The 13,109-nt window shown below is 47.6% G+C and carries 12 protein-coding genes; 1 reads left to right on the plus strand and 11 read right to left on the minus strand.

Translation table 11 applies throughout. The features are described 5' to 3' along the window. Positions 1–46 precede the first annotated feature (46 nt). Together C8D90_RS11000 and C8D90_RS11005 are read right to left on the minus strand one after the other, a co-directional pair. Positions 47–664, minus strand: a complete 618-nt coding sequence (locus tag C8D90_RS11000) for a helix-turn-helix transcriptional regulator (protein WP_115458488.1) — start codon at positions 662–664, stop codon at positions 47–49. A 10-nt stretch (positions 665–674) separates the two neighbouring features. Then, the gene (locus C8D90_RS11005; RefSeq protein WP_162844391.1) at positions 675–1,292 is read right to left on the minus strand and encodes a helix-turn-helix transcriptional regulator; all 618 of its coding nucleotides are present in this window, start codon (positions 1,290–1,292) and stop codon (positions 675–677) included. Positions 1,293–1,807: 515 nt separating this feature from the next. On the opposite strand from C8D90_RS11005, the gene C8D90_RS11010 reads away from it, so the two are divergent. Then, positions 1,808–2,740 carry a LysR family transcriptional regulator gene (locus C8D90_RS11010; protein WP_115458490.1) on the plus strand — a complete coding sequence of 311 codons (933 nt, stop codon included), beginning with the start codon at positions 1,808–1,810 and terminating at the stop codon, positions 2,738–2,740. 67 nt (positions 2,741–2,807) lie between these two features. On the opposite strand, the gene C8D90_RS11015 is transcribed toward C8D90_RS11010, so the two are convergent. The 9 genes from C8D90_RS11015 to citD all read right to left on the minus strand — a co-directional run bounded on the left by C8D90_RS11015 (position 2,808) and on the right by citD (position 13,103). Then, entirely contained in the window at positions 2,808–3,410 is a 603-nt protein-coding gene (locus C8D90_RS11015) for a tyrosine-type DNA invertase (RefSeq protein WP_115458491.1), read from the minus strand. Positions 3,411–4,175: 765 nt separating this feature from the next. Then, entirely contained in the window at positions 4,176–5,609 is a 1,434-nt protein-coding gene (locus C8D90_RS11020) for an anion permease (protein WP_115458492.1), read from the minus strand. 107 nt (positions 5,610–5,716) lie between these two features. Beyond that, positions 5,717–8,326, minus strand: a complete 2,610-nt coding sequence (locus C8D90_RS11025) for a bifunctional aconitate hydratase 2/2-methylisocitrate dehydratase (protein ID WP_115458493.1) — start codon at positions 8,324–8,326, stop codon at positions 5,717–5,719. Between the two features lie 73 nt (positions 8,327–8,399). After that, positions 8,400–8,960, minus strand: coding sequence for an RBBP9/YdeN family alpha/beta hydrolase (locus C8D90_RS11030; protein WP_115458494.1), 561 nt, complete (start codon positions 8,958–8,960; stop codon positions 8,400–8,402). 32 nt (positions 8,961–8,992) lie between these two features. Then, positions 8,993–9,865 (minus strand): triphosphoribosyl-dephospho-CoA synthase CitG, encoded by an 873-nt coding sequence (citG, locus tag C8D90_RS11035; protein WP_115458495.1) that lies wholly within the window; start codon positions 9,863–9,865, stop codon positions 8,993–8,995. Next, positions 9,840–10,388 carry a citrate lyase holo-[acyl-carrier protein] synthase gene (gene citX, locus C8D90_RS11040; RefSeq protein WP_115458496.1) on the minus strand — a complete coding sequence of 183 codons (549 nt, stop codon included), beginning with the start codon at positions 10,386–10,388 and terminating at the stop codon, positions 9,840–9,842. Before citX ends, citG begins: the two co-directional genes overlap by 26 nt. Next, a complete protein-coding gene (gene citF / locus C8D90_RS11045) occupies positions 10,385–11,905 on the minus strand; it encodes a citrate lyase subunit alpha (protein ID WP_115458497.1) in 1,521 nt (506 codons plus the stop codon). The genes citX and citF overlap by 4 nt, the downstream gene beginning before the upstream one ends. 32 nt (positions 11,906–11,937) lie before the next feature. Next, the gene (gene citE, locus C8D90_RS11050; protein WP_115458498.1) at positions 11,938–12,813 is read right to left on the minus strand and encodes a citrate (pro-3S)-lyase subunit beta; all 876 of its coding nucleotides are present in this window, start codon (positions 12,811–12,813) and stop codon (positions 11,938–11,940) included. Next, the gene (citD, locus tag C8D90_RS11055; protein ID WP_115458499.1) at positions 12,813–13,103 is read right to left on the minus strand and encodes a citrate lyase acyl carrier protein; all 291 of its coding nucleotides are present in this window, start codon (positions 13,101–13,103) and stop codon (positions 12,813–12,815) included. Before citD ends, citE begins: the two co-directional genes overlap by 1 nt. Positions 13,104–13,109: the final 6 nt, after the last annotated feature.

Here is a 13,109-nt window from a genome sequence, read left to right on the forward strand (position 1 = left end):
CAGGAAGGAAGTGACTCTTGTTGATTAACACACAGCCTTGTTTCCATCAGCGATATGAAAACAGTTCCACCTCCGAACGCACATTCAGTTTAGCCATAACACGCCGTTTATGGGTACTTACCGTCTTTACGCTACGGCATAGCCGGGCGGCAATCTGGGATACTCCGTAGCCTTTTTGCAACAACGCATATACCTGCAGCTCCGCCGCCGTCAGAGCTTCCCGCGGCTCCCGGCGCAGGGGCCGCCGGATCCGTTGGTTAACGACGCGGGAACCGGCCAGCACATCACCGATAAGCTTGCCCAGAGCGTCTTGTTGTTCACGTAACGAGGCTAATGAGGCTCCGGGGCTTTCCAGCAACAGCGTAAGCTCAGGGATTTCCTCATCATCGGTCAACACCAGCAGCGGACGGCCGTTACGCATCAACTGTAATCCGGCGAACCAGATAATCGCGCTTTTAGCCCCCTCTTTTACATCGTACAGTTCGCTGATGATGAAGTCCGCCTGCGGCACCAGCGGATCGTTACGCAGAGCCTCCAGCGAGCGGGTATAACGGACATTTGCCTGCGGCAGCAACTCGCCGAGAAAACGCTGCATCCCCGCCAGCGTCAGTGGGCAAGGATGCATGACCACGACCTTCCCCGTGTATGCAGAGAGTATGTTCATGAGCGCCTCCTTATTCCGTTGCCATAAGCCGGCCACCCAGCACCTGAAGTTCACCGGGATTATTCATGTTCAGTTTTTGAATCACCGATTGTTTCTGAGTGCTGACGGTACGCACGTTCTTGCCCGATACCCTGGCCAGGCGACTAACGCTGTAACCCATGAGCAGTGACTTAGCCACATTACGCTCCTGCGGCGTTAGCGGCCTCGCTTTCTTCCGAACTAAACGTGACGGTGAAGCGCCCAGTTGATCGGTCAGCGCTTTCATTGAAGGGGGTTGGCTGAAAATCGTCGCCACGCCGAAACCATACAATAATGACGACAAATGCGGCATCTCTTGCTTCAGCAATACCACGATGTGTAACAACGGATGGTACGTCATGATATCGGACAGTTGATGCAGCAACGGTAAAATCTCCACCTTGCGCCCGACGGAGCTCAGCAGCAGCACGTCAGGGGAATGGGAGTTCACCATTTCTGTCAGTTTATCAAGCTCCGGCACCCGCATCAGCGAAAGCCCCCTCATCCCCGACTGCTCCACCAGGCTGTACAAACCCAGCCAGGTGATATCAGCCGACTCCTGCACCAAAATACGGCGCGAACAGTAACCGAACTGCACAAGGTCGGGCACAGAAACACCCCGTGCCATACATCACCTCCTAAGGATAGGTAAAGTTCATTATCACTCTGCCGGAATACGTTGCCCGTGGCCGATGCTCTAGAGCCTGCCGTCATCGGTGATGCAAGCAACCGTATCCCAATTACCCGTGAATATGTCGATCCCTTAATTAGGATTTTTATAAATATTTTCCTACTCCAGTATCAGGGAATATCCCGCCCAAAGAAGAATTATTACCATCAATTCCATCACGCCTCCAACGCCAGGTAATGGATAAATGCGACAATTTCTATCCCCCAAAAGCGTAAAAGTATTTAAAAAAATAATCAGCTAAACTAAACTCTGAATTGCGACACGGAATAGTGGCCATTTAGTAATACACGTTACTCTTCATCATGCTTCAGAGATCTTACCCTCCACGGTTTTAACTTCATGATTCATGCTGTGTTTTTACCGTAATGTGTATATAGCGAACAGCTCGGTTATATGTATTTATTTAAATTGCAATTATTCCAAAGGTAGATAATTTGAAAAATAAGCTCGATCTTAATCTTGCCACTGTTCTCTGCGAAATCATTGAAACAGGATCAGTTTCCGCGACGGCAACCCGGTTGCAGGTAAGCATTTCCTCGGTTAGTACCAACTTGAATAAATTACGTAAGTATTATCACAACCCGTTATTTTTCCGACAGGGAAACGGCATGGTACCAACGGCCCTGGCGATAGAACTTTACCAACTATACCGCCCTGCGCTTAACCTCTTTGATAAAGCCGCCAAACTGGAAAGCATTGCAGCACAACGTAACGTACCGATACGATTGCGTATCGCAGCGGCACCATCACTAGAATTAATGTTAACTGACGTGCTTCTTGATTTAACAAAAGATCATCAGGACATGCATTGGGACATTTTTTTGAACCCTGGTGATCATACGCTGCGTACCGATCGCCTGAGGAATTTTCTTGTTGATCTGGATATCGGCCAGGAACTCCCTAACAACAGAACGTTAATTTACTCCCCCATTTTTCATAGCGGACTCGACATACTGTGTCGAAAAAATCACTCCCGCCTCGATAAAACAATCACCCTGGAACAGTACAAGCAAGAAAAGGTTTTGGGATTAATCCCTTCCTATGAACAAATAGGTAAAAAAATACACAAATTCCAGTTCGTCGATGATGCATTGCTTTATAGAAACTATCGCTGCTCAACAAGTGCTTCTATATTTATTCATGTATCACAAACAGATCTTATCACTTTACTGCCTGCTGCGATTTCTAAGTGGGCATGCCAACGGTTTGACCTTAAAGTATTAACCCCTGATTTTCCTATTGTTCACTCTACCCAGCTATTTGCGCACACACACCATTCAAACAAGAATAATCCGATAATCATGAAAATAATTGAATATTTATCTGGACTGGGCCACTATATACCGCCAAGCAAGCATGCCTCGTAATTACTAATATAGTTAAATATAACTTAACACTATCATCACAACAGCGATTAGTTGTCACTCAATTGCGTTAGCGGTCTGTGTAATCTTCTAACATACCGCTTGAGTCACTACTATTCGCACCCACATCAAAATTGATGGTCTTAAACCTGGCCGAGTTGGTCGCGGTATAAATTACCGTATGTTGAATATTTCGATGTCCAAGGTAATCCTGAATCAGTCTTGTATCTTTACCTTTATTTGCCAAAGCAAATCCACATGCATGACGCAACATATGCGGGTGAACCTTGACATCGAGTTTCGCCACTGCACCATACTTCTTCATTAACTCATAAATCTGCTGGCGGGAGAGCGGCTTTCCATGCTGGGAAAGGAACAGCCAGGGCGTATCGCTATTGAGCCATGTCTTACGCTCTTCCAGCCATAAGCGGATTGCTTCTTTTTCACATTTTTGCAATGGATGCGTTGTTGATAACCCTTTCTTCAAACGAGTAATAAAGATATGTTCATCATGGATATCATCAATTTTAAGCTGGCGAAGCTCACTCACTCTTAACCCATGAAAATAACACACCATAATGAGACAACGATCACGATAATAGTTTGTCCCCAAAGGAATGGCATCTATTATTGCCTTAACCTCGCTTTCAAGAAGGTATTTTCTTTTAGCCATAGACGATCCCTTTAATGATTTAGGTTTTTATTGTGAGGGCAAGATCATCCTATAGACTATTCCTAGGAAGAGATAGATGAAAACACAAAAACAAACTTTATGGCATCGTAAAAGAATATTAAATTCAATCAGTTAAATGAAGCAAAAAGGCAATAAACAACAAAAACCTCGCCTAAGAACCCACCCAATTAAAGAATGAAACCAATCACCGAAAATTCACTTAACAAAGATGTGTTATGAAAAGGATACAATTTTTGGAAAAACTTTTCAGCAATAATAGGAAGGATGTTAAAAAACATGAATCTCAGGATAGTGGTACGAATACCAATGCAAAAATGTAATTCACCTCACGCATCCAAACCAAATAAAAACCAACAATCAATATTTCCATCACTAATAATTCAATCTGTATTTAATTCCCAGGATATATATTAAAACATATATATATTCACGCCCTTTTAAACAGACTCATTTTTATTCAGTGTGCTACCTGGTTTCTCGTCTATATCCTCATGGCCTATTCTCAAAGCCTGAAGTGGCGCCAGGTATCAGAATAACGTTATCTGTGAACTGGCCTCGTCCCTGAGGCAACGCTGCTTCATGTCAGTACAACGCGTTATGATGAGGTCGTTTATTCATGACAAACGGGCTGACATTACAGCCCGTCATCTCTGGATGAACCCGCATGGACTGAACATAACATAGGGTTCCTGACAGCGGAAAAATGTCGGGCTCAATATATACTGTAATCTGAAAGCAATTTCTTCAGAGCAAGTTATTTTGCATTAAGAAGTTCCACCATGGGATACCAATCGCCATGTGCACAATAAAAGTCAACAAAGCAACTATGGTTCCAACTATCCACCATGATTTAATATCGTTATAACCTGCAGCAAAGATAATTGGCCCGGCCGCGCCGCCATAGTGCGTAATACAGCCACCGTAAGAGTTAGAAAACAGAATAGCCAACGCAAGGAGTACAGGGGCGGTACCGGTCACCAGGCCCACCGTTGCAAATACAGGAACCATGGCTGCTACATAAGCTCCGCCTGAAGCGAACAGGTAGCGCACAACGATACTTAAAAAGACGATCATCATGACGGTACTGTTACCCGGTCCCAGAAAATCCAGGTGCTCGGACATAAAGGCCGCCAGCCATTTAAAAAATCCTACCTTGCTTAAGGTCGCACTGAGTCCGATAATTCCGCCATACCAGATTAAGGTATTCCAGCCGCCTTTGTTTTGCAGGACATCATTCCAGCAAATGATCCCAAAGACAAGGGCACCGACCATCGCGATCACTGCAATAGAGGATTCATTAAGCCCCAGGTAGCGGGAGAAAATCCATCCCAATAAAGCGGAGATAAAGACAACAATCAGGCCTTTCTCTTTTCCGCTCATCGGCCCGAGCGCATTCAGGCCGTCTGTACCGATTTTGATATTGTCTATCGCTTTTAATTCTGGACGCGTTACTTTATAACCAATGTAGGGAATAACAGCCAACATTAAAAGCCCTACTGGCACAGCCGCCAACGCCCAACCAACCCAGCTTATCTGGGTATGAAAAATATCAGAAATCAACTGTAGCGCCAGGGCATTACCCGCAAAGGCAGTTAAAAACATATAACTGGTGGTTTTCGTCACCATATACACATTTACCATAAGGTAACGACCAGCCTTACACGGGCTCTCATTCGGCGTTGAACCTAACACCAGGGCAATGCTGTTGATAATTGGGAACACCACTCCACCCGCACGGGCCGTATTAGAGGGGGTAGCCGGCGACAGAATTAAATCTAACAGCGCCGTAATATATCCCAGCCGCAGGGTCGTACCGCCGAACTTTAAAATAAACCAGTACGCCAGCCGTTTCCCCAATCCGGTGGTCACAAAAGCGGCACTTAATGTAAATGCACTAAAAACAAGCCATGTCGTCCCTGACGCATAACCGCTCAGAATATCTATCGACTTTACGGGCGAATCGGCAAAATTTGCTATCGCCAGGCATGACAACCCCACCGCTGAAAGCATGATAACAGGTTCAGGATAAGGCTTACTCACCAGTCCGACAATGGATGCGAGATAAATGCCCGCCAGTACCCATGCTTCTTTTGTTAATCCTTCTGGCGGAGGAATTACTATCGATAATAATATTATCAATATAAGAAGAGCTAGTTTTGCGTTTTTCGATTTAAACATACGTCACCCCTATCACAGGCCATTCCGTTGGCAGCAGAAACTTCAGAGAAAAAGAAGCTTCTGCTGTACAATGGTGCTATATACTATTGATTTCTCAATGTGACATATTAAAAGACCTGATCAGGGAATCTTTTAATAACACCCGCTTCATTAAGCGTTGACTGATATTCTGGAAGCCGATCAAAATTTAAATAGCGATAGGTATCATCACGAGTGCTGTTGATTTTATCCATATACCAGAAATATTGTTCGACAGTCGGCATCTTCCCTAAAATAGCCGCCACGGCGCTAAGTTCAGCCGATGCCAGAAATACGTTAGCATTGGTCCCCAGACGATTTGGGAAATTACGGGTGGATGTGGAAACAACATGGCTTCCCTGCCGTACCCGCGCCTGGTTTCCCATACACAGCGAACACCCGGCAGGTTCGATTCGGGCACCGGATTTAATAAACTGATTAAAATATCCTTCTTTGGAAAGCTGCTGCGCATCCATTTTTGTCGGCGGAGCCAGCCAAAGCCTTGTGGGTATTTCACTGGCATCTGCAATTATTTTGCCGGCGGCGCGGAAATGACCGATATTCGTCATGCAGGAACCAATAAACACTTCATCTACCGGCGAATTCGCTACCTCAGACAACAGACGGGCATCATCCGGATCATTAGGCGCGCACACGATGGGTTCAGTAATCTCTGCTAAGTCGATGTCAATTACTGCGGCATACTCCGCATTTTTGTCGGCAACCATAAGCGACGGATTAGCCAGCCAGGCTTCTATTTCAGCAATACGCCGCTCCAGCGTCGCTGAATTTTCGTAACCCTGGCGAATCATCCAACGCAGCAGAGCGGCATTGGAGCGCAAATATTCTGCTACGTTTTCTTCTTCAAGGCGCAGTACACATGCAGCAGCTGAACGTTCGGCGGAAGCATCGGCCAGCTCGAAAGCCTGTTCCGCTTTCAGCATGCCAAGCCCCTCAATTTCCAGGATACGACCGGAGAAAACATTGATCTTATTTTTTTTCTCAACCGTCAGTAAACCTTGCCTGATGGCATAAAATGGAATGGCATGGACCAGATCGCGCAAGGTAATCCCTTTTTGCATCTCCCCGGAAAAGCGGACCAATACCGACTCCGGCATATCCAGTGGCATAATGCCCGTTGCGGCAGCAAAAGCCACCAGTCCGGAGCCCCCCGGGAAAGAGATCCCCAATGGGAAACGCGTATGAGAATCAGCCCCGGTGCCTACCGTATCAGGGATAAGCATACGGTTAAGCCAAGAATGGATGATGCCATCGCCCGGTTTCAGCGCAATACCATTCCGGCGGCTGATAAAATCAGGCAGCGTTTCATGCAGCTTCACATCTACCGGTTTAGGGTAAGCCGATGTATGGCAAAAAGACTGCATAACCAAATCGGCCGAAAAGCTCAGGCAGGCCAGATCCGTTAGCTCATCGCGCGTCATTCCCCCGGTGGTGTCCTGAGAGCCAACCGTTGACACTTTAGGTTCGCAGTATTGCCCCGGGCGAATCCCCTCAACGCCGCATGCTCTCCCCACGATTTTCTGCGCCAAGGTAAAGCCGGCTGCAGAAGGTGCCGGCGCTTTTGGCTGCCGGAAAACATTGGAAGGCGCAAGCTTCAGGGATTCACGTGCTTTTGCCGTCAGGCTTCTGCCAATGATTAACGGAATACGCCCTCCGGCGCGGACTTCATCAAGCAACACATCCGTTTTCAATGTAAATGAGGTGATTAACCGTTGGCTGGCGGATTCGCGAACCTCCCCCTGATAAGGATAGAGATCGATAAGCATCCCTGTTTCCAGCCCGGAAACATCCATTTCGACCGGAAACGCGCCGGAATCTTCAAGCGTGTTGAAAAAGATAGGGGCAATGTTTCTCCCAAAAACAAATCCACCGCTTCGCTTATTCGGCACCCAGGGAATATCATTGCCGATATGCCATAAAATGGAGTTAGTTGCTGATTTTCGTGAAGAGCCAGTCCCCACAACATCACCGACATACACCAGCGGGTAACCCTCTTTCTTCAACTGCGCCAACTGCTGTATCGGGCCCCGGCATCCGGGCTCATCGGGTTGCACACCATCACGCAGATTACTCAACATGGACAGCGCATGCAGAGGAATATCCGGACGTGACCATGCTTCCGGCGCAGGTGATAAATCATCCGTGTTCGTTTCCCCTGTGACTTTAAAGACGTTAAGCGTAATTTTTTCAGGCAACTCCGGACGGCGAATAAACCATTCGGCATTTGCCCATGATTGAATTACTTTTTGTGCCCAAACATTTCCTTGTTCAGCCTTTTCTTCAATATTCTTAAATTTTTCAAAAATAAGAATTGTTGTACTTAATTGTTCCGCCGCACTCCCGGCCCATTCAGGTTTATCCAATAAATCAATAAGCGGCTGAATATTATAACCACCCTGCATAGTTCCCAGCAGTTTAATTGCCTGCTGAGGTGTAATGACACTCGCCGGGTTCTCATCTTTAATCAGGCGATAAAGGAATTCTGCTTTGAGCTTTGCCGCGGGATCTACACCTGGCAATACGCAATGAGTCAGCAGTTGAATAAGCGTGTTTTTATCATCACGCCCCCCGCTAACCAGAGACGTAATTAATTCTTCCGTTTGTTCTGCAGTTAATGGTTTAGGCGGAAGGTTTTTCAAAGCCCGTTCTTGTACGTGCTGATTATAAGCTTCTAACATATGCTCTCCGGATCAGATATTAGTTACCTGAATGTTAGTCATGTAATAGAGTATTTTTTGTAAAACCTATTTTTTAAAAATAGCGCTGAAGGCTTTCACCAAATTCTGCCAGCTGCTCCAATCCATAATTCCATTCCCCGAATCCTGACTCGGTATTGATATGTCCGGCTTCGCCAATATCGATTACACGAGCGCCCCAGCATTCCGCCCAAAACTGCGCGCGTTTAAAAGGCATTAATGGGTCGTTTCGACTCACAAACATGAGGCTGGATGTTTGCAATTGCTCGGGAAGGACCGCGTCCTCCAGTTCGAAGAATGATGGCTCCGCCGGAGCGACCATGACGATGCCCGCAATATTCATTTTTTGCGTCTGAACCAGACGACATGACGCAAGCGCCCCAAAACTATGCCCGACCAGAATGGCCGGGAGCTGACAGGTGACCAACTCCCGGCGGATAGCGGATAACCAGGCGTCAATATCAGGATCCAGCCAGTTTCGTTGACTTATCCGTTTCCAAAAAGGAAAGCGACGACTCCAGCAACTTTGCCAGTGATGCTCATCACTGTCTCTCAGGCCCGGTACCAGAATAATCGTGAACTTCTCACTCAACTGTTCCAGACGTTGCGTAGTCATAGCGCCCTCCTCTCCATGTTCAAAACCACTTATCAGGCCGGATAATGGGAAAGCACCCAGCCAACGGCAAGGAGATCCGCACTGCCGCCAGGGCTAATATTTTTCTCAATCAATGCGTTATCCATTTTTATCAACGCTTTTCTGAGTTTTTCTCCTGACAGATTTTTTATGCTCAGAACTCTTTTGGCGTAGCGCTGCACATATTTCAGGCCTTTTAGCCCCCCCCGGGAAAGCACGTTGGTATCGGGATTGGCTGCCATTAAAGCAAGGAGCATCTTCAGTAGCGCATCCTGCTCAGACAATCCCTCCCGTAACGACTTTTCCCACTGCGGCAGTCCGTAGCGTCTGACGGTAACAAAGCCATTCTCAGCCTCACCCCGCGCACCGGTAAAACCAAAGGACTGAAAAATATGCTCACCTTTTGTTTTTGCTTGTCCGATCCTGTTAAGTTCATTGTCAACCAGGCCTGCGCACATCGCGCTGATTTCCCGGCACAGGTTACGCTGGCTGAGTAACTTATTACCTTTAACAAGGCGCCCCGCAGCAGCACACAAAAGACCAAGTGAAAAAACGCCGCCTTTATGCGTATTTACGCCACCCGTAGCGTTGAACATCGCCTGTTCGCATGCCAGACCAATGGGCCTTATCGCCAATAGTGTCTGAGAGGCGGGGGAATCCGCCGTGGCTTTCCCTTGCTCAAAAAAGCGTATAAACCAGGGAGAGACGGCGGTAATACTGTCCATAAACAGCGTGATATTCATATCACGATGCGCCCCGTTATTTTCGCCATCAACCAGCCCCGGTTTGGGCGTTAATGTCACCTCCCGATACATCGCTTCAGTGGACAGCCAGGCGATGTTTCGTACAGACTCAACCCGGTTAACGTCGACGGCTAAAATAGTCATAGGTTAAATCCTCAATAACTTGCGCAAGTTCGCTCTGAGAATGGCGGCGCATACGGGAGCAGACGTGAGCAGGTTCATCACAAATGAAGCACTGGCGCATGGGCTGACGTATCTTGCTACGCTTGATTAATCCGGATTTTGGGCAAAATACATCGATGTCCCACAAACGTCCGAGAGGATGACTATCTTCAAGATGCACCGTGACATGTTTGATCATCCAGGCAGGCACCGATACGGACCAGAACGCCTCCGGTCCTGTAGGCTGGAAACGCATTTCCTGCCTGGATATTTCCCAGCGGTGTTTACGCAGCAACTGGCCAAGGGCTTCCTTCGCCTCCGCCATAACCTGCCGGGCAAGGAGGGTATCTTTCACCGCACCGGGCCAGACGAGCGTGGTTGAAATCATCGGCTGCTCAAACCGGAACAGCCACTCTTGCTGCAACTTTGCACGCGCGTCTCTGGCTTTAAGGACATCCTCAAGGGTGATGGCCACGCATGAAGCTTCTGTCGTTTCGCTGATCATTCTTTTACCTGCCTTACAACATCAATGACGCTGCCATCGCGGTAGCGCACAACACCCACAATGCGGGAAGTAAATTCAATCGGTTTCGGGTTGCCGGAAATCACCAGCGATTTCTGATAAAGCGCCTCAATATCAACAACGGGTAAGCCGGCGGCAATCAGTCTCTCTTTAACCTCCGGACGGGCGGGATTAACGGAAATGCCATGGTCTGTAACCAGCACGTCAATGCTTTCGCCCGGGGTAACGCGAGTCGTAACGTGCCTGACAACGGTGGGAATGCGGCTGCGGATCAAAGGGGCGACCACGATGGTTAAATTCGCGGCGGCGGCAACATCGCAGTGACCACCGGATGCGCCGCGCATCACGCCATCAGAACCGGTCAGAACGTTCACATTGAAATCCGTGTCAATTTCCAGCGCGCTTAAGATGACAATATCTACGCGATCGCAGCAGGCGGCTTTAGCGGCAGGATTAGCATAAACACTGGTTGAGATTTCAATATGGTTCGGATTTTTCGCCAGTGAATCCCCGGCGACACCATCAAAGCTTTGTGTATCCAGCAGTTTGGTAATAAGTCCTTTTTCATGCAGATCCACAATGCTGCCGGTAATGCCGCCCAAGGCAAATCTTGCGACAATATTGTGCTTCCTCATGCGCGATTCCAAAAACCGGGTGCAGGCCGTAGACGCGGCGCCCGATCCCGTTTGCAGCGAAAAACCATCACGGAAATAACCGGAATGCTCAATCACGTCCGCGGCAGAGCGTGCAATCATTAACTCTCGCGGATTGCTGGTCACGCGGGCGGCACCCACGCTGATTTTTGCCGGGTCGCCAACGCTGTCGATTTTGACAATATAATCAACCTGGTCCTGAATAATGCTGGCTGGCATATACGGAAACGGCTCAATGCTTTCTGTCAGCAAAACCACCTTTTTGGCGTATTTTGCATCAACCATGGCATAGCCAAGCGAACCACATCGGGATTTGCCGCCGCTGCCGCTGGCATTGCCATACTCATCGCAACAGGACACCGCTAAAAAGGCGACATCAATATTAATTTCACCCTTTTCAATCAGATTCACCCTGCCGCCATGCGAGTGGATCTGCACAGGCTCCTCCATCAGCCCATGTGAAATAGCATCGGCTAATTCACCACGCATCCCTGAAGTATAAATCCTGGAAATAACGCCTTTTTTAATATGCTCAATCAGCGGCGTGTTGCAGGTCATCAGAGAACTTGATGCCAGCGTCAATCCTTGTAAGCCTTTTTCCGCCAACTTAGACATCACGTAATTAATAACTTTATCGCCCTCGCGAAAGGCGTGATGAAATGAAACGGTCATACCATCATGTAAATCGCAGCGGGCTAAAACCTCGTCTAACGTGTCGAAAAGTTTCCGCTGATATTTTTGACAGGTATCCGCAAGATAAGGCGTATGCGTGTTGGCGCCGGAAAAAGCCTCATATTTATGAGGAGTGCCAGGTATTTTCTGAAGTTCTTCCGTTAAATTATTCATCTTAAATCCTGTTGCTATAGGCTGAATGGAGATTACTGGCGAATACCAGATGCATTTTTACGTTCAATAACCACACGGGCGTGGTTGATGATCGGCGCATCTATCATTTTTCCGTTCAGTGAAATCACGCCAAATCCATTACGTTCACCTTCCTCGGCCGCCGCTATAACACGCTCTGCATAATCAACTTCTTCCTGAGTCGGCGCATACGCATTGTGCAGAATTTCTATCTGCCGTGGATTAATCAGGGATTTACCGTTAAAGCCCATTCGCTTAATCAGATCCACTTCTTTTAAGAAACCGGCTTCATCATTTATGTCGGCATAAACAACATCAAATGCATCAATACCGGCGCCACGGGCTGCGTGTAATACCGCGCAGCGTGCATAAAACAACTCGGTGCCGTCTCCGCGTTCCGTTTGCATATCCATTACGTAATCAAAAGCCGCCAGCGCAATCCCCATTAAGCGTTGAGAGGATCTGGCGATAGCGACGGCATTAATTACCCCTACCGCAGATTCAATCGCCGCCATTAATTGTGTAGACCCTACCGGACGACCGCAGCTTTCTTCAATGCGGACAATTTCACGCTCAAGCTGATAAATATCTTCCGGCGTATCCGTTTTAGGTAAACGGATAACATCGGCGCCAGCCCGCACCGCCGCTTCAAGATCCTTTAAACCGAAGGGCGTATTCAGGGGATTAATCCTGACAACCGTTTCAATATCTTTATACATGGGATGCTGCAATGCATGAAAAACCAACAGCCGTGCGCTGTCTTTCTCTTTCAACGATACCGCATCCTCCAGATCAAACATGATTGAGTCTGGTTTATAAATAAAGGCAGTTGAGAGCATGGCGGCGCTTGAACCTGGCAAAAAAAGCATACTGCGGCGTAATTTTTTCATTATAGTTTTTCCCACTCAATGTCTTTGCTATCCGTACTGCGGAGGATCGCAGCCTGCATTCTGGCGCGGATAACACAATCCAGCGCACCTTTATCCTCAACAATAATTTGGCCCTGGGTGATGTTAAATGCGGAAAGCGTTTCATAGACCACCGCAGTAATCTGCTCGCCAAATTGCTTGTAGACTTCACTGTTAATCGTGACATCCAGACCATCTTCATATGGGCTTACTTTGACAACCAGATCGCTTGATTCAAGCGTTCCGGAAATTGCCGCATTTAATATTTTCATATTCAT

Source organism: Enterobacillus tribolii (assembly GCF_003363015.1).
Taxonomy (GTDB): Bacteria; Pseudomonadota; Gammaproteobacteria; order Enterobacterales; family Enterobacteriaceae; genus Enterobacillus; species Enterobacillus tribolii.

Bases quoted from the DNA above. Each gene is read 5' to 3' on its own strand.
- C8D90_RS11020 (WP_115458492.1), bottom strand. From the start codon at position 5,609: ATGTTTAAATCGAAAAACGCAAAACTAGCTCTTCTTATATTGATAATA.
- citE (WP_115458498.1), bottom strand. From the start codon at position 12,813: ATGAAAAAATTACGCCGCAGTATGCTTTTTTTGCCAGGTTCAAGCGCC.
- C8D90_RS11025 (WP_115458493.1), bottom strand. From the start codon at position 8,326: ATGTTAGAAGCTTATAATCAGCACGTACAAGAACGGGCTTTGAAAAAC.
- C8D90_RS11015 (WP_115458491.1), bottom strand. From the start codon at position 3,410: ATGGCTAAAAGAAAATACCTTCTTGAAAGCGAGGTTAAGGCAATAATA.
- citF (WP_115458497.1), bottom strand. From the start codon at position 11,905: ATGAATAATTTAACGGAAGAACTTCAGAAAATACCTGGCACTCCTCAT.
- C8D90_RS11000 (WP_115458488.1), bottom strand. From the start codon at position 664: ATGAACATACTCTCTGCATACACGGGGAAGGTCGTGGTCATGCATCCT.
- citX (WP_115458496.1), bottom strand. From the start codon at position 10,388: ATGATCAGCGAAACGACAGAAGCTTCATGCGTGGCCATCACCCTTGAG.
- citD (WP_115458499.1), bottom strand. From the start codon at position 13,103: ATGAAAATATTAAATGCGGCAATTTCCGGAACGCTTGAATCAAGCGAT.
- C8D90_RS11030 (WP_115458494.1), bottom strand. From the start codon at position 8,960: ATGACTACGCAACGTCTGGAACAGTTGAGTGAGAAGTTCACGATTATT.
- citG (WP_115458495.1), bottom strand. From the start codon at position 9,865: ATGACTATTTTAGCCGTCGACGTTAACCGGGTTGAGTCTGTACGAAAC.